Raw genomic sequence first — 19,049 nt, forward strand, 5'->3', positions numbered from 1 at the left:
CTCTGCCGGGGATCACGGAAGGCCATTTACGGGATTCGGTGCCTTCGGCCGGAAGATCTCCGGCGCACAGGGCCATGGGGACGACCACGCCCCGCGTCCATGTGCTGCCGAGGGGAGATGCCGGAGACTTGTCCATATTTCCGGGCATGAGTCATCTCACCGGCGTGTGACCTTAGCTTTATGGACTCGTCCGGGACACCATCCGTCCGGTAAGAAGGTGCATTACACCCCTCATCAGGGGCTCAGGGCGCGTGTGCGGCGCGCCCGTCGCGTGTGCACCCGTACGCATCAGTCACCTGGGTCATACGCGGTGCCCGCCCACCCCTCACCAGGAGTGGTCACCCTCAAACAATGCATACCTAAGGGGTACGACACAGTGGCAGCGGAGATCGTCAATCCTCGCAGCGACAACAATGCGGATCAGGACGGCGGGGCGGAGCCCGACGATTCCTTCGATCCGGCGTTCGCGCTGCACCGCGGAGGCAAGATGGCCGTGCAGGCCACCGTGCCGATCCGCGACAAGGACGACCTGTCCCTTGCGTACACGCCCGGGGTCGCCCGGGTGTGCACCGCCATCGCGGAGCGGCCGGAGCTGGTCCACGACTACACATGGAAGTCCTCGGTCGTCGCCGTGGTGACGGACGGCACGGCCGTGCTCGGCCTCGGCGACATCGGTCCCGAGGCGTCCCTCCCCGTGATGGAGGGCAAGGCGATCCTGTTCAAGCAGTTCGGCGGGGTGGACGCGGTCCCGATCGCGCTCGCCTGCACGGACGTGGACGAGATCGTCGAGACCGTGGTCCGGCTCGCGCCCTCCTTCGGCGGCGTGAACCTGGAGGACATCTCGGCCCCCCGGTGCTTCGAGATCGAGCGCCGGCTCCAGGAGCGGCTGGACATCCCGGTCTTCCACGACGACCAGCACGGTACGGCCGTGGTGACGCTGGCGGCCCTGCGGAACGCCTCGCGGCTGAACGGGAAGGGGCTCGGGGATCTGCGGGCCGTCATCTCGGGCGCTGGGGCGGCGGGTGTCGCCATCGCGAAGATGCTCGTCGAGGCGGGCATCGGCGATGTGGCGGTCGCGGACCGTAAGGGCGTGGTCTCGCCGGACCGCGAGGACCTGACGCCGGTCAAGCGGGAACTCGCCGGGTTCACCAACAAGGCGGGCCTCACGGGGTCGCTGGAGCAGGCCCTGGAGGGCGCCGACGTCTTCATCGGCGTCTCCGGCGGTACGGTGCCGGAGAAGGCCGTGGCCTCGATGGCGGAGGGCGCCTTCGTCTTCGCCATGGCCAACCCGAACCCGGAGGTCCACCCGGAGGTCGCGCACAAGTACGCGTCCGTGGTGGCGACCGGCCGGTCCGACTTCCCGAACCAGATCAACAATGTGCTGGCGTTCCCCGGCATCTTCGCGGGGGCGCTCCAGGTGCGGGCGTCCCGGATCACCGAGGGCATGAAGATCGCGGCGGCCGAGGCGCTGGCGTCGGTCGTCGGCGACGATCTGGCGGCCGACTATGTGATCCCCTCGCCCTTCGACGAGCGGGTGGCCCCCGCGGTGACGGCGGCGGTGGCCGCCGCGGCCCGCGCCGAGGGCGTGGCACGGCGCTGACGCGGCGCAGAGCGGACGGGACGGGCGGGGCCGAGTGCCCCACCCGTCTGCTTGTGGCGGGGGCGCGGTGACTTGGGGTCGGCGTCGGCCGGGGGCTGACGGGTCGGTGGTACGGGGCCGGGTGCCCGGGCGCGGTGGTCTGCGGCCGAGCGTGCGTGGGTGCGGTGGTCTGCCGTCAGGTGTCCGTGGGGGCGATGGGCTGTGGCCGGGTGGCCGGGTGGCCGGGTGTCCGGGGGTTCGGGGGGAGCCGTTGCGTGTCCGCGGGCTGGTAGTCGTCAGGTGCGCGCCGGTTCGGTGGTGTCCGGTTGGGTGCGGAGCCGGTGCCCCCGGCGGCGCTTTCCCTGCCGCTCCGGTTCCGTGCGGCCCCCGCCGGGCCTAGGGTCGGGGCCATGTTCGCCGCCTATGCCGCCCGTATCGACCGCGATCATCCGCTCTCCGGCCTTGAGCTGGGGGAACGCCCGGCTCCCGGGCGCAGGCCCGGCTGGACGACGGTGAACGTCCGGGCAACCTCCCTGAACCACCACGACCTCCGGTCCCTCAGCGGCGTCGGCCTCTCCGCGGACAGGCTGCCGATGATCCTCGGCTGCGACGCGGCCGGGGTGGACGAGGACGGCAACGAGGTCGTCCTGCACTCCGTCATCGGCCAGTGGGGGCACGGTGTGGGTCCCGGCGAACCGCGTTCGGTCCTCACCGAGCGCTACCAGGGCACCTTCGCCGAGCAGGTGTCCGTCCCCGCCTGGAACCTCCTGCCCAAGCCGCGGCAGCTCACCTTCGAGCAGGCCGCCTGCCTCCCCACCGCCTGGCTGACGGCCTACCGGATGCTCTTCACCGACGCCGGGACCCGCCCCGGTGACTCCGTCCTGGTCCAGGGCGCCGACGGCGCTGCCGCGACCGCCGCGATCGCCCTCGGCAGCGCCGCCGGGCTGCGGGTCTTCGCCACCGGCCGCGACGAGGCCGGGCGCAGCCGGGCGCTGGAGCTGGGGGCGGTGGAGGCCCTGGAGCCCGGGGTGCGGCTGCCGCAGCGGGTGGACGCGGTCATCGAGACCGCCGGTGCCGCCACCTGGGCCCACTCGGTGCGGTCGCTGCGGCCCGGCGGCACGATCGTCCTCTCGGGTGCCGCCGCGGGGGAGCGGCCCTCGCCCGCGGAACTCACCCGCATCTTCTTCCTGGAGCTGAAGGTGGTGGGCTCGGGCATGGGCTCAAGGGACGAGCTGGAGGAGCTGCTCTCCTTCTGTGCCGCCACCGGTGTGCGGCCCGTCATCGACGAGGTGCTGCCGCTCGACCGTGCCCGCGAGGGCTTCGAACGGCTGGCGACCGGCGGCCGGTACGGCAAGACCGTGCTGACCGCGGGCTGATGTCCCCTCCCGTCGTGGTCACCCGGTCCCTGCGCACCGCCCTGGCCCACGGCGACCGGCACATCGGCGACGAGCATCTGCTGCTCGCCCTCACCGCCCGCCCCGGTGTTCCGGCGGAGGTCCTCGCCGATCGCGGAGTGACCTTCGCGGCGGTGGAGCGGCTGCTGTGGGGCGGGGGAGCGGCGAAGGCGAGCCAGGGCCTCTCGTTTGGATCAGTTGCCATGGCTCCGCCATGACGCCCTCCTCCGCCTTGCGATGCACGGCACCAGACCCCGCTCCCTGACCCGGCCCGATCCAAACGAAAGACCCAAAGTCCGCCCGGGCCCGGCCGTGATGCCGGGCCCCCGCGCCTGCCCCGGTGTCGGTCGGCGCAGCGTCGGTCGGCGTGGTGTCAGCCGGTGTGGGACCGCAGGGCGGCGCTGATGCGGGCCGCCGCCGTCGACAGATGGCCGCGGGCCTCCCGGACCTGCTCCTCGGTCACCCCCTGGTCGCGGGCCGCGTCGCGGATGTCGTCGCGGAAGCGGTCCAGGAGCCGGTCCAGGGCCCTGGCCGGGTCGCCCCCGAAGTCCTCGTGAGCCCAGGACGGCTCATAGGCTCCGGGGAAGTCCTCGGGGGTCGTCGAGTACTCCGGCTCCTCCGGTGCTCCCGGGCGCCCGAAGCCGAAGTCCTTCCCGAGTCCCTTGCCGAAGTCCTTGCCGAACTCGCCGAACTCCTTGGCCAGTTCGGTCAGGCCCTCCCGTACGCCGTTCGGCCAGTCGCCCCGGGCGAAGTGGCTCTGCACCTGCTCCTGGACCCGCCGCGCCATGCGCTGCAACTCCTCCTGGGCCTGGGCGCGCGCCCGCTCCTGGGCGTCCTTGGCCTGACGGCGTGCCTGCTGGGCTTCCTCGCGGGCCCGCCTGCTCTCGTCCTTGGCGCGCCGGGCCTGCTCCTTCCACTCCTGCCGGGCGCGGCGCATCTCCTCCTTGGCGGCGCGCCAGGACTCCTTCTCGGACGGCTCGCCCCACGCCCCGTGGGACTCCGCGCCCTCCTTGGCGCCCCGGCGGGCCTCGGAGACCGCGGCCCGCATCTCCCGGCGCAGATCGCCCGCCGCGCCCCGCACATCGGCGCGGATCTCGGCGGCGAGCTCGGCGACCGACTCGCGGATCTCCAGCTCCAGATCCGCCAGCTCGGCACTGCGCTCGGCCAGTTCGGCACGGCCCGCGTCGGTGATCGCATACACCTTGCGGCCGCCCTCGGTGGTGTGGGTGACCAGCCCTTCGGCCTCCAGCTTGGCCAGCCGGGGGTAGACGGTGCCCGCGGACGGCGCGTACAGCCCCTGGAAGCGCTCCTCCAGCAGGCGTATCACCTCGTATCCATGGCGGGGCGCCTCGTCGAGCAGCTTCAGCAGATAGAGCCGCAGGCGTCCATGGGCGAAGACGGGAGGCATGTCAGAGCCCCTTCTGCTCGGTCGGGCCGCCGGGGGAGCGGTCGGAGGCTGCGTCGGCGGTCCCTGGTCCGGCACCGGCCCAGGGCTCCTCCTCCGCGGGTGGGCGGCGCAGCACGGCGATGGAGCCGGACACCGTGGTCGCCTTCACCCGGCCGCGGCCCCCGCCGAGGCGGCCCGTGATCCTCTTGGCGCCCCACTGCCCGGTCACCCGCAGATCGTCGAAGGCGTTGGACACCGTGCCGCTCGCGGTGTTCGCGTCGATCTCCGCGTCCGCCGGGTGGGGCAGCCGGATCGCTATCTCCCCCGAGACATTGGTCAGCCGGGCCTCGGTGGGCCCGCTGGTGGAATCGAGGTCCAGGATGATCGAGCCGCTCACGGAGTCCGCCTTCACCAGCGGGCAGGCGCCCTCGATGACGGTGAGGTCTCCGGACACCGAGTTGAGCCGCAGCTCACCGGTGACGCCCTGGGCCTCCACGCTCCCCGAGACCGTGGCGACATGGGCCGGGCCGGAGACGCCCACCAGGGTGGTCTCACCCGTGACGCCCTTCGCGTCGACGGGGCCCTCGATGCCCGAGACCATCGCACCGGCCGCGACCACGCCGACCTCCACCCGGGTGGCGGCGGGGACGGCCAGGGAGACGACCGCGCTGCGGTGCCAGCTCTTGCGGTCGAGCCACTTGAGGAAGCCCCTCCAGGGCAGGTCGTCGTAGGCCACCGTCAGAACGCCGTCCCGGTGGGTCACCGTCAGCGGGGGGCCCTCGATCTCCGAGACCTCCAGACGGGCGGAACTCTCGTCCGTGCCCACCACGTTGACCGTTCCGTTGACGGTGCGTACGTGCAGGGCCGTCACGGGGGTGTCGAAGGTGAGCTTCCGCGGCTCGGCGACGGACCACTCGGACATGGGTGACCTCCTCGGTCGGTGCGGGGGCACCCTGCCCCAACGCGCCATATCGCGTGTTCGTTCTTCACGATATATCGCGGGCACGCAAAGTCAAGGCGCCCTCGTGGGGAACCTTGAGGAGGAGGGTTGACGCGGCCCCTACTCGTCGTCCTCGTCGTCCAGCCGGGCCAGCCAGGTCGCCAGCCGCTCCACCGGCACCTCGAAGTCGGGGTTGAGATCCACGAACGCGCGCAGCTGCTCGGCGAGCCACTCGAAGGTGATCTCCTCCTCGCCGCGCCGCTTCTCCAGCTCTTCGATGCCACGGTCGGTGAAGTACATGTCCTCAGAATATGTGGAGCCCGGGGGCCGGTGGCCCGCCCGCCGGAGCCGCCGTCCGCGCACAACGCGGAACCGCCCGCATACGGCAGGGGCCCGCCCCCGAGCCGAAGCTCGGTGGCGGGCCCCTGCGCGACCCGGAGGCTTACGCCTCGAACACCTCGCGCACGAGCTGCTCCTGCTCCGCCTGGTGCCGCTTGGCGGAACCGACGGCCGGGGACGAGCCGTGCGGACGGGAGATCCGGCGCAGCCGCTCGGCCGGCGGGACGTCCGCGCCGACCGCCAGGTCCAGGTGGTCGATGAGGTTCAGGGCGATGAACGGCCAGGCGCCCTGGTTCGCCGGCTCCTCCTGGGCCCACAGGTACTTCTCGGCGTTCGGGTACTTCTTGATCTCCTCCTGGAGCTCGGCACCCGGCAGCGGGTACAGGCGCTCCAGACGGATGATCGCGGTGTCCGTCACGCCGCGCTTCTGCCGCTCGGCCTCCAGGTCGTAGTAGACCTTGCCGGCGCAGAAGACGACCTTGCGGACCGCGGCCGGGTCCACCGACGCGTCGCCGATGACCGGGCGGAACTTGCCCGTGGTGAACTCCTCCGCCTTGGACGCGGCGGCCTTGAGGCGCAGCATCGACTTCGGCGTGAAGACCACCAGCGGCTTGTGGTGCGGGTTGTGCACCTGCCACCGCAGGAGGTGGAAGTAGTTCGACGGCAGGGTCGGCATCGCGACCGTCATGTTGTTCTGGGCGCAGATCTGGAGGAAGCGCTCCGGGCGGGCCGAGGAGTGGTCCGGGCCCTGGCCCTCGTAGCCGTGCGGGAGCAGCAGGGTGACGCCGGACGTCTGGCCCCACTTCTGCTCGGCCGAGGAGATGAACTCGTCCACGACGGTCTGGGCGCCGTTGACGAAGTCGCCGAACTGGGCCTCCCACATCACCAGCGCGTTCGGGCGGGCCAGCGAGTAGCCGTACTCGAAGCCCATCGCCGCGTACTCGGACAGCAGCGAGTCGTAGACGTTGTAGCGCGCCTGGTCCTCGGAGAGGTACTGGAGCGGCGTGAAGTCCTCGCCCGTCTGGCGGTCGATGATCACCGCGTGGCGCTGGCCGAAGGTGCCGCGGCGCGAGTCCTGGCCCGAGAGCCGGACCGGGACGCCCTCCAGCAGCAGCGAGCCGATCGCGAGGGTCTCGCCCATGCCCCAGTCGATCGTGCCGTCCTCGACCATCGCCGCCCGGCGCTGGAGCTGCGGCAGCAGCCGCGGGTGGACGGTGATGTTGTCGGGGATGTTGACCTGGGACTCGGCGATCCGCTTGACGACCTCGGCGGACACGGCCGTGTCGACCACGACCGGGAAGCCGTCCTGCGGCTCCTGCGGGGCGGCCGAACCGGGCTGCGAGGTGGCCTCGCGGACCTCGGTGAAGACCTTCTCCAGCTGGCCCTGGTAGTCCTGGAGGGCCTGCTCGGCCTCCTCCAGGGTGATGTCGCCCCGGCCGATCAGGGACTCGGTGTACAGCTTGCGCACCGAGCGCTTCTTGTCGATCAGGTCGTACATCAGCGGCTGGGTGAAGGCCGGGTTGTCCGACTCGTTGTGACCGCGGCGGCGGTAGCAGATGAGGTCGATCACCACGTCCTTGTTGAACGCCTGGCGGAACTCGAAGGCGAGCCGCGCCACGCGCACGACGGCCTCGGGGTCGTCGCCGTTCACATGGAAGATCGGGGCCTCGATCATGCGGGCCACGTCCGTCGCGTACATGGAGGAACGCGAGGACTCGGGGGCCGCGGTGAAGCCGACCTGGTTGTTGATGACGACGTGGACCGTGCCGCCCGTGCGGTAGCCGCGCAGCTGCGACATGTTGAGGGTCTCGGCCACCACGCCCTGGCCCGCGAAGGCCGCGTCGCCGTGGATCGCCACCGGCAGGACCGTGAAGTCGGTGCCGCCCTTGTTGATGATGTCCTGCTTGGCGCGGGAGACGCCCTCCAGGACCGGGTCCACCGCCTCCAGGTGGGAGGGGTTGGCCACCAGCGAGACCTTGATCTGCTCGCCGTCCAGGCCGGTGAAGGTGCCGTTGGCGCCCAGGTGGTACTTGACGTCGCCGGAGCCGTGCATCGACTTCGGGTCGAGGTTGCCCTCGAACTCGCGGAAGATCTGGGCGTACGACTTGCCGACGATGTTGGCCAGCACGTTGAGGCGGCCGCGGTGGGCCATGCCGATGACGACCTCGTCCAGGCGCGACTCGGCCGCGGAGTCGATCACCGCGTCGAGCAGCGGGATGACGGACTCGCCGCCCTCCAGGGAGAAGCGCTTCTGACCGACGTACTTGGTCTGGAGGAAGGTCTCGAAGGCCTCCGCCGCGTTCAGCCTGCGCAGGATGCGCAGCTGCTCCTCGCGCTCCGGCTTGGAGTGCGGGCGCTCCACGCGGTCCTGGATCCACTTGCGCTGCTTGGGGTCCTGGATGTGCATGTACTCGATGCCGGTGGTGCGGCAGTACGAGTCGCGCAGCACGCCGAGGATGTCGCGCAGCTTCATCATCGACTTGCCGGCGAAGCCGCCGACGGCGAACTCGCGCTCCAGGTCCCACAGGGTGAGGCCGTGCTCGGTGATGTCCAGGTCGGGGTGCTTGCGCTGCTGGTACTCCAGCGGGTCGGTGTCGGCCATGACATGGCCGCGGACCCGGTAGGAGTGGATCAGCTCGAAGACGCGGGCGGCCTTGGTGACGTCGTCGTCGTGCGAGGCGTCGATGTCCTTGAGCCAGCGGACCGGCTCGTAGGGGATGCGCAGCGCCTCGAAGATCTCGTCGTAGAAGCCGTTCTCGCCGAGGAGGAGGTTGGCGACGACGCGCAGGAACTCGCCGGAGGCGGCGCCCTGGATCACCCGGTGGTCGTAGGTCGACGTGAGCGTCATGACCTTGGAGATGCCGAGCTTGTTCAGGGTGTCCTGGGAGGTGCCCTGGAACTCCGCCGGGTAGTCCATGGAGCCGACGCCCATGATGACCGACTGGCCGGGCATCAGGCGCGGCACCGAGTGGACGGTGCCGAGACCGCCGGGGTTGGTCAGGGAGACCGTCACACCGGTGAAGTCGTCCATCGTCAGCTTGCCGTCGCGGGCGCGGCGGACGATGTCCTCGTAGGCCTGCCAGAACTCGAAGAAGTTGAGCGTCTCGGCCTTCTTGATCGCCGCGACCACGAGCTGGCGGTCACCGTTCGGCTTCACCAGGTCGATGGCGAGGCCGAGGTTGACGTGCTCCGGCTTGACCAGGGTCGGCTTGCCGTCCTTCTCCGCGAAGGACCAGTTCATCGCCGGCATGGCCTTGATGGCCTGCACCATCGCGTAGCCGATCAGGTGCGTGAAGGAGATCTTCCCGCCCCGGGCGCGCTTGAGGTGGTTGTTGATGACGATGCGGTTGTCGAAGAGCAGCTTCACCGGCACCGCGCGCACGGACGTGGCCGTGGGCAGCTCCAGGGAGGCGTTCATGTTCTTCGCAACGGCGGCGGAGGGGCCGCGCAGGGTCACCAGCTCGGGACCCACGGGCGCCTGGGCCACGGGTTCTTCCTTCTTGGGCTGTGCAGGGGCCGCAGCGGGCTTCGCTGCGGCGGGGGCGGCCGCGGCGGGCTTCGCCGGGGCGGCGGCGGGCTTCGCGGCGGGGGCCGGGACGGCCGGTGCGGCCGGTGCCTGCGGAGCCGCGGCCGGGGCGGCCGGTGCCGGGGCGGCGGGAGCGGCCTGGGCCGGGGTGGTGGTCTCTGCGGCCCCCGCGGCCGCAGTACCCGCCGCAGCCGAGGAGGCAGCAGCTCCCGGCTTGTAGTCGGCAAAGAAGTCCCACCAGGCACGGTCTACCGAATTCGGGTCCTGGAGGTACTGCTGATAGATCTCGTCGACGAGCCACTCGTTCGGACCGAACGCGGCCGCGGGGTTCTTCCCGGCTTGGTCGTCGGTCGAGACACTCGAGTTACTGGGGGACTGTGGCGACACGGCGGCAACCGCCCTCTTCCGCTTCACAAGGTTATGGACAGCGGAAATAAAGGCTACGCCTCCCCGGGGGTGAAGGTCAGGTCGGGCCTGTCCATCGTCGTGTAAGTCACACCGGAGAGCGTGTTTCGGGGCGCGAAATGGCGGGAAACAAGCGTGGTTCCGTTGCGCGAGGGGTGCGTCGGCCGGGACCCGGCACCCCATGCCCGTGGGCCTGTGCCTGATCACACGTGTCCGTCGGCGCGTCCATCCGTGGATCTTGGTCTTCCGCTTCGAACTTTACGTCAACTTGGAAGAGGGGGCTCTCCCGGAAGGGTGACCTGGATCCGGCAACCCCGGGTGGATTCGGCCACCCCGATCCGGCCGCCGTGCAGATCCACCGCCCAGCGCGCGATCGCCAGGCCCAGCCCCGTGCCGCCGTCGCTGCCCGGCCCGTGCGGCCGGCGCACGGCGCCGCGGTTGAAGCGCTCGAACACCCGGTGCCACTCCGACCGGGGGATGCCGGGGCCCTCGTCCAGCACCTCCAGCTCCAGCGAGTCCGGGGTGGGGCCGCGCCGGGCGGTCACCGTCACCCGGCCGTGCGGGGGGCTGTGCTTGACCGCGTTGTCGATCAGATTGGCCACCACCTGGTGGAGGCGCTCCGGGTCCGCGTGCGCGGTCAGCTCCGGCGGGGAGACATCGAGGTGGAGATGGACGTCCGTGCGGGTGTGGGTGCCGGAGCCCGAGGCGATGCCGGCCCGGACCGAGGCCACCATCTGGGCCTCCTTGAGGACGCCCGAGAGATACGGCCACACCTCGAAGCGGCGCTTCTTCAGCGGTACGACGCCGTTGTCCAGCCGGGAGAGGTCCAGCAGGGTCTCCACCAGGCGCCCGAGCCGCTCGGTCTGCTTCAGGGCGGTGCGCATGGTCTCGGGGTCGGCCTCGGTGACGCCGTCCACGATGTTCTCCAGCACCGCGCGCAGTCCGGCGATGGGGGTGCGCAGCTCGTGGGAGACATTTGCCACGAGTTCCTTGCGCTGGCTGTCCTGGGCCTCCAGCTCGTCCGCCATCAGATTGATGGTGTGGGCCAGGTCACCCATCTCGTCCCGGCGGTGGTCCCGGACCCGGCGGGTGTAGTCGCCGTGCGATATCGAGCGGGCCACCGCGTTCATCTCGTCCAGCGGGGCCGTGAGCGAGTGCGCCACGAACTGCGTGATCAGCAGCGTGGCGATCATCGAGAAGACGGTGATGAAGCGCAGCTCGGTCTCGGTGCGCACCGCGATCAGCAGCAGACCTGTGGTGATCAGCACCGCGATGACGACCAGTGCACCGAGCTTGGTCTTGATCGAGAACGGGCGTACGCCGCCCCAGGGATCCCCGGGGCTCCTCCGTGCGGCCGGCCCGTCGCTCATGGCGTCGGGGTCTCCAGGGCGTAGCCCACACCGTGCACGGTGCGGATGCGCTCGGCGCCGATCTTCCGCCGCAGGGCCTTGATGTGGCTGTCCACGGTGCGGGTGCCGGAGGCGTCCGCCCAGTCCCACACCTCCGCGAGCAGCTGCTCCCGGGAGAGGACCGCGCGCGGGGTGTTGGCCAGGCAGACCAGCAGGTCGAACTCGGTGGGCGTGAGGTGGACGTCCTCGCTGCGCACCCGGACCCGCCGCTGGGCGTGGTCGATCTCCAGTTCGCCCAGGCGGAGGATGCCGCTGCGCGGTGTCGAGGCGGCCAGCGCGGCCCGCTCCATCCGCCGCAGCAGCACATGCACCCGCGCCGCCAGCTCACGCATCGAGAACGGCTTGGTCATGTAGTCGTCGGCGCCGACGCCGAGCCCGACCAGCATGTCCGTCTCGTCGTCGCGCGCGGTGAGCATCAGCACCGGCACCGGACGCTGCGCCTGCACCCGGCGGCAGACCTCAAGGCCGTCGAAGCCCGGCAGCATGATGTCGAGAATCAGCAGGTCCGGCTGCCACGCCTCAGCCGTGTCGACCGCTGCCGGACCGTCGCCGGCCGTTTGCACGAGGAATCCTTCCGCGCGCAGCCGGGCGGCGATGGCGTCGACGATCGTTGGGTCGTCCTCGACCACCAGAACCCGGCGCTGTGCGCCCGGGGTCGCCGTCGTGCCGTTGTGCGCGGTGTGTGTTTGCTCCATCGCCCGCCCCTGAGTTGCTTTCCGGAATCCGTGGGGTGATCCCATGACTGCTATTGACGCTTGAATGATCCGCGCCAGGGAAGCAGGGTACGGGGAGTTACCGCCGGTCGGCTATCCAGGTCGGAGCGCCAGGTGCACGACGTCCGGAACGCCCCGGGCAACGGGGACCTCTTCGGTATGGACCCGCTGGAACCCGGCATTCCAGAGGGTTCCTTCAAAATCCGGAGAGGGCCGGGCGGACCACACCGCCAGTACCCCGCCGGGTCTCAACACCCGTGCGCAGCTTGCCAGTCCGGCCGCCGAGTAGAGGCTCTCGTTGTCCTCCGTGACGGTCCAGCCGGGCCCGTTGTCGATGTCCAGGCACAGTGCGTCGTACGTGGCGGATGTCTCACGCAGGTGAGTCGTGAGGTCGGCTTCGACCACGCGGGTGCGGGGGTCGGCGAGCGCGGCTGCGGAGAGTGCGCCGAGCGGCCCGTGGAGGTGCCAGTCGATGACGGCGCGCTCGCGCTCGACGACGGTGACGGCTCCCCAGCGTCCGTCCGCGGCCGCGTGCGCGAGGGAGAAGCCGACGCCCAGACCGCCGATCAGCACGCTCGGCTCCGGGCGTTCGTCCAGGGCCGCGTACGCGGCGTCGACGAGCAGCCGCTCCGAGCGCCCGTCGGAGGTGTCCATCAGGAAGCAGCCGTTGGCGATGATCTGGAGCAGTTCGCCGTGGCGGCGCAGGACGACCTCGCCGTGCGGCCCCTCGCGGCGGTCCAGGACCTCCGGGGTCGCGCGGGTGTCGTAGGGATGAGGCATGGGTCACATTGTGGTGACCCGGGCGGGTCGGGGGCGAGGGATTTTCCGGTGTCTCCACGGATGGGTATCTATGTTCGGGTATGGGAGGGGGACGCAGAACAGAGCTGAGAAGTTGCTTTGAATCGGGTCTCCCGGTGGCGTCGGTCATAGACAGCGGCCCGGGGCGGCACCAAGGGTGGTTCATGAACGGAAGGGAGCCACCCGCTTTGGAACGCACGGTCTCGGCGGCTGATGCCGTGGTCACGGCCCCCGGGACAGGTGTGCACCTGCTCGACGGCATGCCGCGCCAGCGCACCGCCCCGCTCCCGGCCCACCCGGCCGCCGACCCCTGGTTCCCGGCCCCCGCCCGAACGCCCCGCCCGGCCGTGCGGATCCGCGCCCTGCTGCCGCTCCCCGCGCAGACGCCCTTCACCTTCGGCTACGCGGCCGTGCTCGCGGTGACCTCCCTGTTCGCCGAGTACGCCGACCCCGCGCTGATGCACTCCCTCTATCAGGGGTCCAGCACCGACGTCGCCCATCTGGCGCACGACCCCCTGCTGGTGCTGATCGCCAGCGCGCTGTGGATCGCGGGCGGCCCGGGCTCCACGTACGCGCTGCTCTTCCTGCTCGCGCTGACGGCGCTGGAGCGGCGGATCGGAGGCCCCCGCACCGCCGTCGTCTTCCTGCTCGGACACGTCCTCGCGACCCTGGCCACCGAGGTGCCCGTCGGCCTTGCGGTGCAGGCCGGACAGCTGCCCGGCAGTTCGCTGCACCGCCTCGACTACGGCATCAGCTTCGGGGTAGCGGCGAGTGTCGGCGCCCTCGCGGGTCTGGTGCGGCCCTGGCTGCGCGGGACGATCCTCGCCGTGTTCGGCGGGATACTGCTCGCCGATCTGCTCCAGTTCACCGACCCCCTGAGCGACTGGGGCCATTTGCTGTCCCTGGCGATCGGCGTCGGCACCTGGCCGCTGGTGCGGCGGTGGCGGCGGGTGGGGCTTGGGGTTGCCGGGGGGTGAGGCGTCGGGGGCGTCCGGAGTTGAGGTCCCCGGGTCCCAGGGTCTCCGGGCTGTCGCGCGCCAAGCCGTGGGGCGGTTTGCCGGGCAGTCCGCCGGGCCGTCCGGAGTTGAGGCCGTCGGGTCGCCATGTGCCTGGGCAGTCCTCCGGGTTGCCCGGAGTTGAGCCCCCCGGGTCACCGGACCGCCGCGCGCCATGCCCCCGGACGGGCGGTCCCGTGTACCGAAGTCGCAGGTCGCCGCGTGATCGCTCAGAGCGAACGGGTTCGGGGGAACATTCGGATCGCGCCCCGCATTGAGTCGGCATAGCTCAAGTTGACTGCCGAAGGGGAGATCATGGCTTCGATGCCCGCATCGCTCACCCTGCCCGTACTGCCCCTCGATGGCGAGGTCGTGCTGCCGGGCATGGTGGTTCCGCTGGACCTGAGTGACTCCGATGTCCGTGCGGCGGTGGAGGCCGCGCAGGCAGCCGCCCGGGCCGAACCGGGAAAGCCGCGGGTCCTGCTCGTCCCCCGGATCGACGGCACCTACGCGACCACCGGTGTGCTCGGCACCGTCGAGCAGGTGGGCCGACTGGCCGACGGTGACCCGGGCGCCCTGATCCGCGGCCGCAGCCGGGTGCGGATCGGCGCCGGGACCACCGGTCCGGGCGCTGCGCTGTGGGTGGAGGGCACCCGGATCGACGAGAGCGTGCCGGACCCGCTGCCCGGGCACGCCGCCGAGCTCGCCAAGGAGTACAAGGCGCTCGCCACCAACTGGCTGAAGAAGCGCGGCGCCTGGCAGGTCGTGGACCGGGTCCAGGCCATCGACGACATCTCCGCGCTCGCCGACAACTCCGGGTACTCGCCGTTCCTGACCACCGAGCAGAAGGTGGAACTGCTGGAGACGGCCGACCCGGTGGCCCGGCTGAAGCTGGCCACCCAGCACCTGCGCGACCACCTCGCCGAGCAGGACGTCGCCGAGTCCATCGCCAAGGACGTCCAGGAGGGCGTGGACAAGCAGCAGCGCGAGTTCCTGCTCCGCCGCCAGCTGGAAGCCGTCCGCAAGGAACTGCGCGAGCTGAACGGCGACAGCGCACAGGGCGAGGAGACCGACGACTACCGGGCCCGGGTGGAGGCCGCCGACCTTCCCGAGAAGGTCCGCGAGGCCGCCCTCAAGGAGGTCGACAAGCTGGAGCGGGCGAGCGACCAGTCGCCCGAGGGCTCCTGGATCCGCACCTGGCTCGACACCGTGCTCGAACTGCCGTGGAACGAGCGCACCGAGGACGCCTACGACATCCGGGGCGCCCGGGCCGTCCTGGACGCCGAGCACGCGGGCCTCTCCGACGTGAAGGAGCGGATCACCGAGTATCTGGCGGTCCGCAAGCGCCGCGCCGACCGGGGCCTCGGTGTCGTCGGCGGGCGGCGCGGCGGTGCCGTACTGGCGCTGGTCGGGCCGCCCGGTGTGGGCAAGACCAGCCTCGGCGAATCGGTCGCGCACGCCATGGGGCGGAAGTTCGTCCGGGTCGCGCTCGGCGGCGTACGCGACGAGGCCGAGATCCGCGGCCACCGGCGCACCTATGTCGGCGCCCTGCCCGGCCGGATCGTCCGTGCTGTCAAGGAGGCCGGTTCGATGAACCCGGTCGTCCTGCTGGATGAGATCGACAAGGTGGGCTCGGACTTCCGGGGCGACCCGGCCGCCGCCCTGCTGGAGGTCCTGGACCCGGCGCAGAACCACACCTTCCGCGACCACTACCTGGAGGTCGAACTCGACCTGTCGGACGTGGTGTTCCTCGCCACGGCGAACGTCCTGGAGGCGATCCCCGAGGCGCTGGCCGACCGGATGGACATCGTCCGCCTGGACGGCTACACCGAGGACGAGAAGGTCGTCATCGCGCGCGACCATCTGCTCCCGCGTCAGCTGGAGCGGGCCGGACTGGACCAGGACGAGGTCGCCCTCGACGAGGGCGCGCTGCGCAGCCTGGCCGGGGAGTACACCCGGGAGGCGGGCGTGCGGAACCTGGAGCGGTCGATCGCCCGGCTGCTCCGCAAGGTCGCCGCACAGCACGAACTGGAGGAGAACGGACTGCCCCGCACCGTACGCGCCGAGGATCTGCGCGGGCTGATCGGGCGCCCCCACCATGTGCCCGAGGCCGCCCAGGACCCGGCCGAGCGGCGCACCGCGGTCCCGGGCGTGGCGACCGGTCTCGCGGTCACCGGCGCGGGCGGCGACGTCCTCTATGTGGAGGCCTCGCTCGCCGATCCGGAGACGGGCGCGGCGGGTCTGGCCCTCACCGGCCAGCTCGGCGATGTGATGAAGGAGTCCGCGCAGATCGCGCTGAGCTTCCTCCGCTCGCACGGCGCCGAGCTGGAGCTGCCCGTCGGGGACCTCAAGGACCGGGGCGTGCACATCCACTTCCCGGCGGGCGCGGTCCCCAAGGACGGCCCGAGCGCGGGCATCACCATGACGACCGCGCTGGCCTCGCTGCTGTCGGGCCGTCCGGTGCGCACGGATGTGGCGATGACGGGCGAGGTCTCGCTGACCGGCCGGGTGCTGCCCATCGGCGGGGTGAAGCAGAAGCTGCTCGCCGCGCACCGGGCGGGCGTGACGACCGTCGTCATCCCCAAGCGCAACGAACCCGACCTGGACGACGTCCCGGCCGAGGTGCTGGACAAGCTGGAGGTCCACACCGTCACCGACGTCCGCCAGGCCCTGGAGCTGGCGCTCACCCCGGCGGCGACCGGCGGAGCGACCCGGGAGGTCCCGACGGCGGCGTGACGGGCGCGGGGCGACGGCGGCGGTACGGCGGCTGCGCGGCGGCGGGTACGCCCGCCCGGCAGCCGTCGCGGCCGTCGCAGCTGTCGGCCGTCGGCGCGGCCGGTCGTCGTCACCCTCAGCCGTTGGCCAGCGCCTGCACCCGGTCCAGCGCCCCGTTGTACCGGTCGTGGTCGCCGACGGTCGGGCCCGACGAGGTGTACTGCCACATGGTGCAGTAGCCCCAGCCGCCCGGCAGGGTGCCCGGGTCGGCGGCATAGCGGGCGATCCACAGCGGGTTGGCCGAGGCGAAGCCGGAGTAGTTCCCGGTGCACTGGCTCCACCAGCTGGTGGCCGTGTAGATCACGGCGTCCCGGCCGGTGCGCGCCTTGTAGCGGCCCAGGAAGTCGGCGATCCAGCCGGTCATCGCGCTCGCCGACTTGCCGTAGCAGGCGTCGCCGTAGGGGTTCCACTCGATGTCCAGCGCGCCCGGCAGGGTCCTGCCGTCCCTGGACCAGCCGCCGCCGTGGTCGACGAAGTAGTCGGCCTGGGCGGCGCCGCCCGCGGTGTCCGGGGTCGCGAAGTGGTAGGCGCCGCGGATCATGCCCACGCCGTACGAGCCGTTGTACTGCTGGGTGAAGGAGGGGTTGGTGTAGTACGTCCCCTCGGACGCCTTGGTGTAGGCCCAGCGGACCCCGCTGCTCCAGAGTGTCGCCCAGGCGACACTGCCCTGGTATCCGGAGACGTCGACGCCCTCCGTCTGGGCGGCGGCGGTGGCCCGTGGGGCGCCGCCCCGGCCGTCGTGTGCGAGGACGCCCATCCCCATGTACGCGGAGCCGCGGGCGGGCGCGGCGGCGGCGCGTGCCGGGAGGAGCCCCGGCAGGCAGAGCACGGCGAGCAGGATTCCGGCCGTGAGCAGACGGCGCACGGAGCGGACCGGTCCGGATCTGAGCACGGGCATGACGTGCCTCCGAAGGGTTCGGTGGAGCGGGGTGGGGGGGATCGCTCGGGCAGGCCCGTGCCGGGACCCGGGGGAGAGCGGGGCATGATCACCCCGTCGCACGACGGCGCGGGCGTGCCGGTCCTTGCCTGTCCTTGGAAGCTACGCACGTAGACCGAGGGCTGGGAAGGGGGGCCGGAGGCTGCCGTTGGTCTACGCCTGCGAAATACTGGCGTAGCTGCGGCAATGGTGAGGTTTGGCAGAAACTTTCAGGATCGGGTTAACCGGGGCAGGGGTGCTGACGTGCACGAGGACTCAAACGGAGAGGGGCGTCCGGTCGTGTCCGGTGTGCCGGGCGGCGGTGCGGAGCGCTCCGGCGCACCGGCCGCCGGTGCTGCGGCGGATGTGGCCGATGCGGCGGCCGCGGCACTCGGCGGTGGCGAGGCGCACCAGGAGTTTCTCTCGCTGGAGCGCGAGTTGACCGTGTTCCTGCGGCGCGCCCGCGCCAGCCAGGGCGAGATGGCCCGGGAGGTCCACCCGGACCTGGAGACCGCCGCCTACGGTCTTCTCGTACGGCTCGACGAGTGCGGCCGCCAGCGTGCCACCGCGCTCGCCGCCTACATCGGTGTCGGCAAGGCCACCATGTCCCGCCAGCTGCGTGCCCTGGAGGACCTGGGCCTGGTCGCCCGGGAGCCCGACCCCGCCGACGGCCGCGCCTGGCTGGTCCACCTCACCGAGGAGGGCCACCGCCGGGTCGGCCTGGTCCGTGAGGCCCGCCGCGCCCGCTATGTGCGCCAGCTCGCCCACTGGGACCAGCGCGAGGTCGCCGAACTGGCCCGGCTGCTGCACCAGTTGAACCAGGGCATGGAGAAGTAGCCCGCCGCCCGGGCGGCGGCCCACGGTGCCGCCCGGGCTGCCTCGCATGGTGCCGCCCGGGCCGCGTCGCCAGGTCCGCGTTTCCCGGTGGCACGCCGTTTCCGCGTGGCACGCCGTCCGGGCCTCACGGCTGTACGACGACCACCGTCGCGTCGTCGTGCGTCTTGCCGCGGCCCAGATACGCCCGCTGCGCCCGGTCGGCGTCCTCCAGGGCCCGGACCCGCGTCACGAGGGCCGCCGCCCCCTCCGTACGCACCAGCCCGAACAGATCCGTCCAGTCGCCCTGGCGGAACTTCTCCGCCCAGCGGGTCGCGCCGTCCGTCAGCGCCACCAGGGTGCGCACCGCCGAGCGCGGCAGCTCGCCGGTCACCGCACGGTCCGCGACGGCGGGGTCGGCGGCCGCCGTGAAGAAGCCGCCCTCCTTGTTGCGGACCGTGGCGTCCGCGATCGCGTCCGAGGCCAGCGAGGCGCGCGGAAGGCGGTCCAGCCGGTCGTCCACCAGGGCGGAGACCGTGCCGTCGGGCGCCTCGGCCAGCAGCACCGAGTCCGCGAGGACCAGGTACTCCACCGTCGCCCCGGACCAGCGCCCGAGGACCACGGTTGCCTGCGGGGTGCGCGGGTGAGAAAGGTCACAGGTGAATGCGTGGGCGTCAGCGGTACGCCGCAGTGCCTTTGTGAGGATCTCCGACAGCGTCAGATCCCGGCGGGAAACGGACAGTTCGGTCAGGGCTCCGCCGAGCCGTGCGCAGAACCAGGGGACGGAATGAAGACAGCCGTCGTCGCCCTCCGGCGGGGTCACCCCGTCCAGTACGACCAGCGCTCCGCCCTGTCCTGACGCCGGAAGGGCGAGCGCGGCGAAGTCCTCGTTGGGGCGGGCCGCGTCGCCCGGCTCGGAAATCAGTTCCATACGCATCCGGCCAGTCTGCACGACCCCTTCACACGGCCCGCGAAAGGCTGGCATTGGTTGCGGAAACAGCGTGACCGACCAGGTCAGACGCCTGTTTTGGGGTGGAATGATCGGCTCCGGTGGCGCGCG

14 protein-coding genes and 1 pseudogene are annotated in these 19,049 nt (G+C 71.6%); 6 read left to right on the forward strand and 9 right to left on the reverse strand.

Annotated features, from left to right (window positions below; all coding sequences use genetic code 11):
- The first annotated feature begins 376 nt into the window (after positions 1 to 376).
- The 3 genes and pseudogenes from ACIHAA_RS13815 to ACIHAA_RS13825 form a co-directional block, all read left to right on the forward strand.
- Positions 377 to 1,600 (forward strand): NADP-dependent malic enzyme, encoded by a 1,224-nt coding sequence (locus tag ACIHAA_RS13815; protein WP_399816528.1) that lies wholly within the window; start codon positions 377 to 379, stop codon positions 1,598 to 1,600.
- A gap of 389 nt (positions 1,601 to 1,989) precedes the next feature.
- Positions 1,990 to 2,955 (forward strand): zinc-binding dehydrogenase, encoded by a 966-nt coding sequence (locus tag ACIHAA_RS13820; RefSeq protein WP_399816529.1) that lies wholly within the window; start codon positions 1,990 to 1,992, stop codon positions 2,953 to 2,955.
- 14 nt (positions 2,956 to 2,969) lie between these two features.
- Positions 2,970 to 3,191, forward strand: a pseudogene (locus ACIHAA_RS13825) (Clp protease N-terminal domain-containing protein); the annotation flags it as partial.
- 155 nt (positions 3,192 to 3,346) lie between these two features.
- Here the strand turns inward: ACIHAA_RS13825 and ACIHAA_RS13830 are convergent.
- The 7 genes from ACIHAA_RS13830 to ACIHAA_RS13860 form a co-directional block, all read right to left on the reverse strand.
- Positions 3,347 to 4,381 (reverse strand): helix-turn-helix transcriptional regulator, encoded by a 1,035-nt coding sequence (locus ACIHAA_RS13830; protein WP_399816531.1) that lies wholly within the window; start codon positions 4,379 to 4,381, stop codon positions 3,347 to 3,349.
- A 1-nt stretch (position 4,382) separates the two neighbouring features.
- Positions 4,383 to 5,282, reverse strand: a complete 900-nt coding sequence (locus tag ACIHAA_RS13835; RefSeq protein ID WP_399816533.1) for a DUF4097 family beta strand repeat-containing protein — start codon at positions 5,280 to 5,282, stop codon at positions 4,383 to 4,385.
- Between the two features lie 138 nt (positions 5,283 to 5,420).
- On the reverse strand, positions 5,421 to 5,600 hold the full coding sequence (locus tag ACIHAA_RS13840) for a DUF6104 family protein (protein WP_311692815.1): 180 nt from the start codon (positions 5,598 to 5,600) through the stop codon (positions 5,421 to 5,423).
- A gap of 142 nt (positions 5,601 to 5,742) precedes the next feature.
- Positions 5,743 to 9,552 (reverse strand): multifunctional oxoglutarate decarboxylase/oxoglutarate dehydrogenase thiamine pyrophosphate-binding subunit/dihydrolipoyllysine-residue succinyltransferase subunit, encoded by a 3,810-nt coding sequence (locus tag ACIHAA_RS13845; RefSeq protein WP_399816535.1) that lies wholly within the window; start codon positions 9,550 to 9,552, stop codon positions 5,743 to 5,745.
- A 281-nt stretch (positions 9,553 to 9,833) separates the two neighbouring features.
- Positions 9,834 to 10,940, reverse strand: a complete 1,107-nt coding sequence (locus tag ACIHAA_RS13850; RefSeq protein ID WP_399816537.1) for an ATP-binding protein — start codon at positions 10,938 to 10,940, stop codon at positions 9,834 to 9,836.
- A complete protein-coding gene (locus ACIHAA_RS13855; protein WP_399816539.1) occupies positions 10,937 to 11,674 on the reverse strand; it encodes a response regulator transcription factor in 738 nt (245 codons plus the stop codon). Before ACIHAA_RS13855 ends, ACIHAA_RS13850 begins: the two co-directional genes overlap by 4 nt.
- 111 nt (positions 11,675 to 11,785) lie before the next feature.
- Positions 11,786 to 12,472, reverse strand: a complete 687-nt coding sequence (locus tag ACIHAA_RS13860) for a spermidine synthase (protein WP_399816541.1) — start codon at positions 12,470 to 12,472, stop codon at positions 11,786 to 11,788.
- A 206-nt stretch (positions 12,473 to 12,678) separates the two neighbouring features.
- On the opposite strand from ACIHAA_RS13860, the gene ACIHAA_RS13865 reads away from it, so the two are divergent.
- Together ACIHAA_RS13865 and lon are read left to right on the forward strand one after the other, a co-directional pair.
- Positions 12,679 to 13,467, forward strand: a complete 789-nt coding sequence (locus ACIHAA_RS13865) for a rhomboid-like protein (protein WP_399816542.1) — start codon at positions 12,679 to 12,681, stop codon at positions 13,465 to 13,467.
- Positions 13,468 to 13,800: 333 nt separating this feature from the next.
- A complete protein-coding gene (lon, locus tag ACIHAA_RS13870; RefSeq protein ID WP_399816545.1) occupies positions 13,801 to 16,221 on the forward strand; it encodes an endopeptidase La in 2,421 nt (806 codons plus the stop codon).
- Positions 16,222 to 16,336: 115 nt separating this feature from the next.
- Here the strand turns inward: lon and ACIHAA_RS13875 are convergent, their stop codons facing one another.
- Positions 16,337 to 17,158, reverse strand: coding sequence for a lysozyme (locus tag ACIHAA_RS13875; protein WP_399816547.1), 822 nt, complete (start codon positions 17,156 to 17,158; stop codon positions 16,337 to 16,339).
- A gap of 282 nt (positions 17,159 to 17,440) precedes the next feature.
- On the opposite strand from ACIHAA_RS13875, the gene ACIHAA_RS13880 reads away from it, so the two are divergent.
- Positions 17,441 to 18,013 carry a MarR family winged helix-turn-helix transcriptional regulator gene (locus ACIHAA_RS13880; protein WP_399816548.1) on the forward strand — a complete coding sequence of 191 codons (573 nt, stop codon included), beginning with the start codon at positions 17,441 to 17,443 and terminating at the stop codon, positions 18,011 to 18,013.
- A 124-nt stretch (positions 18,014 to 18,137) separates the two neighbouring features.
- On the opposite strand, the gene ACIHAA_RS13885 is transcribed toward ACIHAA_RS13880, so the two are convergent.
- The gene (locus tag ACIHAA_RS13885) at positions 18,138 to 18,926 is read right to left on the reverse strand and encodes a protein phosphatase 2C domain-containing protein (protein ID WP_399816550.1); all 789 of its coding nucleotides are present in this window, start codon (positions 18,924 to 18,926) and stop codon (positions 18,138 to 18,140) included.
- Positions 18,927 to 19,049 lie beyond the last annotated feature (123 nt).

It is taken from the genome of Streptomyces sp. NPDC052040 (assembly GCF_044548405.1).
GTDB lineage: Bacteria > Actinomycetota > Actinomycetes > Streptomycetales > Streptomycetaceae > Streptomyces.

Bases quoted from the DNA above. Each gene is read 5' to 3' on its own strand.
- ACIHAA_RS13820 (WP_399816529.1), top strand. From the start codon at position 1,990: ATGTTCGCCGCCTATGCCGCCCGTATCGACCGCGATCATCCGCTCTCC.
- ACIHAA_RS13830 (WP_399816531.1), bottom strand. From the start codon at position 4,381: ATGCCTCCCGTCTTCGCCCATGGACGCCTGCGGCTCTATCTGCTGAAG.
- ACIHAA_RS13835 (WP_399816533.1), bottom strand. From the start codon at position 5,282: ATGTCCGAGTGGTCCGTCGCCGAGCCGCGGAAGCTCACCTTCGACACC.
- ACIHAA_RS13840 (WP_311692815.1), bottom strand. From the start codon at position 5,600: ATGTACTTCACCGACCGTGGCATCGAAGAGCTGGAGAAGCGGCGCGGC.
- ACIHAA_RS13850 (WP_399816537.1), bottom strand. From the start codon at position 10,940: ATGAGCGACGGGCCGGCCGCACGGAGGAGCCCCGGGGATCCCTGGGGC.
- ACIHAA_RS13855 (WP_399816539.1), bottom strand. From the start codon at position 11,674: ATGGAGCAAACACACACCGCGCACAACGGCACGACGGCGACCCCGGGC.
- ACIHAA_RS13860 (WP_399816541.1), bottom strand. From the start codon at position 12,472: ATGCCTCATCCCTACGACACCCGCGCGACCCCGGAGGTCCTGGACCGC.
- lon (WP_399816545.1), top strand. From the start codon at position 13,801: ATGGCTTCGATGCCCGCATCGCTCACCCTGCCCGTACTGCCCCTCGAT.
- ACIHAA_RS13875 (WP_399816547.1), bottom strand. From the start codon at position 17,158: ATGCCCGTGCTCAGATCCGGACCGGTCCGCTCCGTGCGCCGTCTGCTC.
- ACIHAA_RS13885 (WP_399816550.1), bottom strand. From the start codon at position 18,926: ATGCGTATGGAACTGATTTCCGAGCCGGGCGACGCGGCCCGCCCCAAC.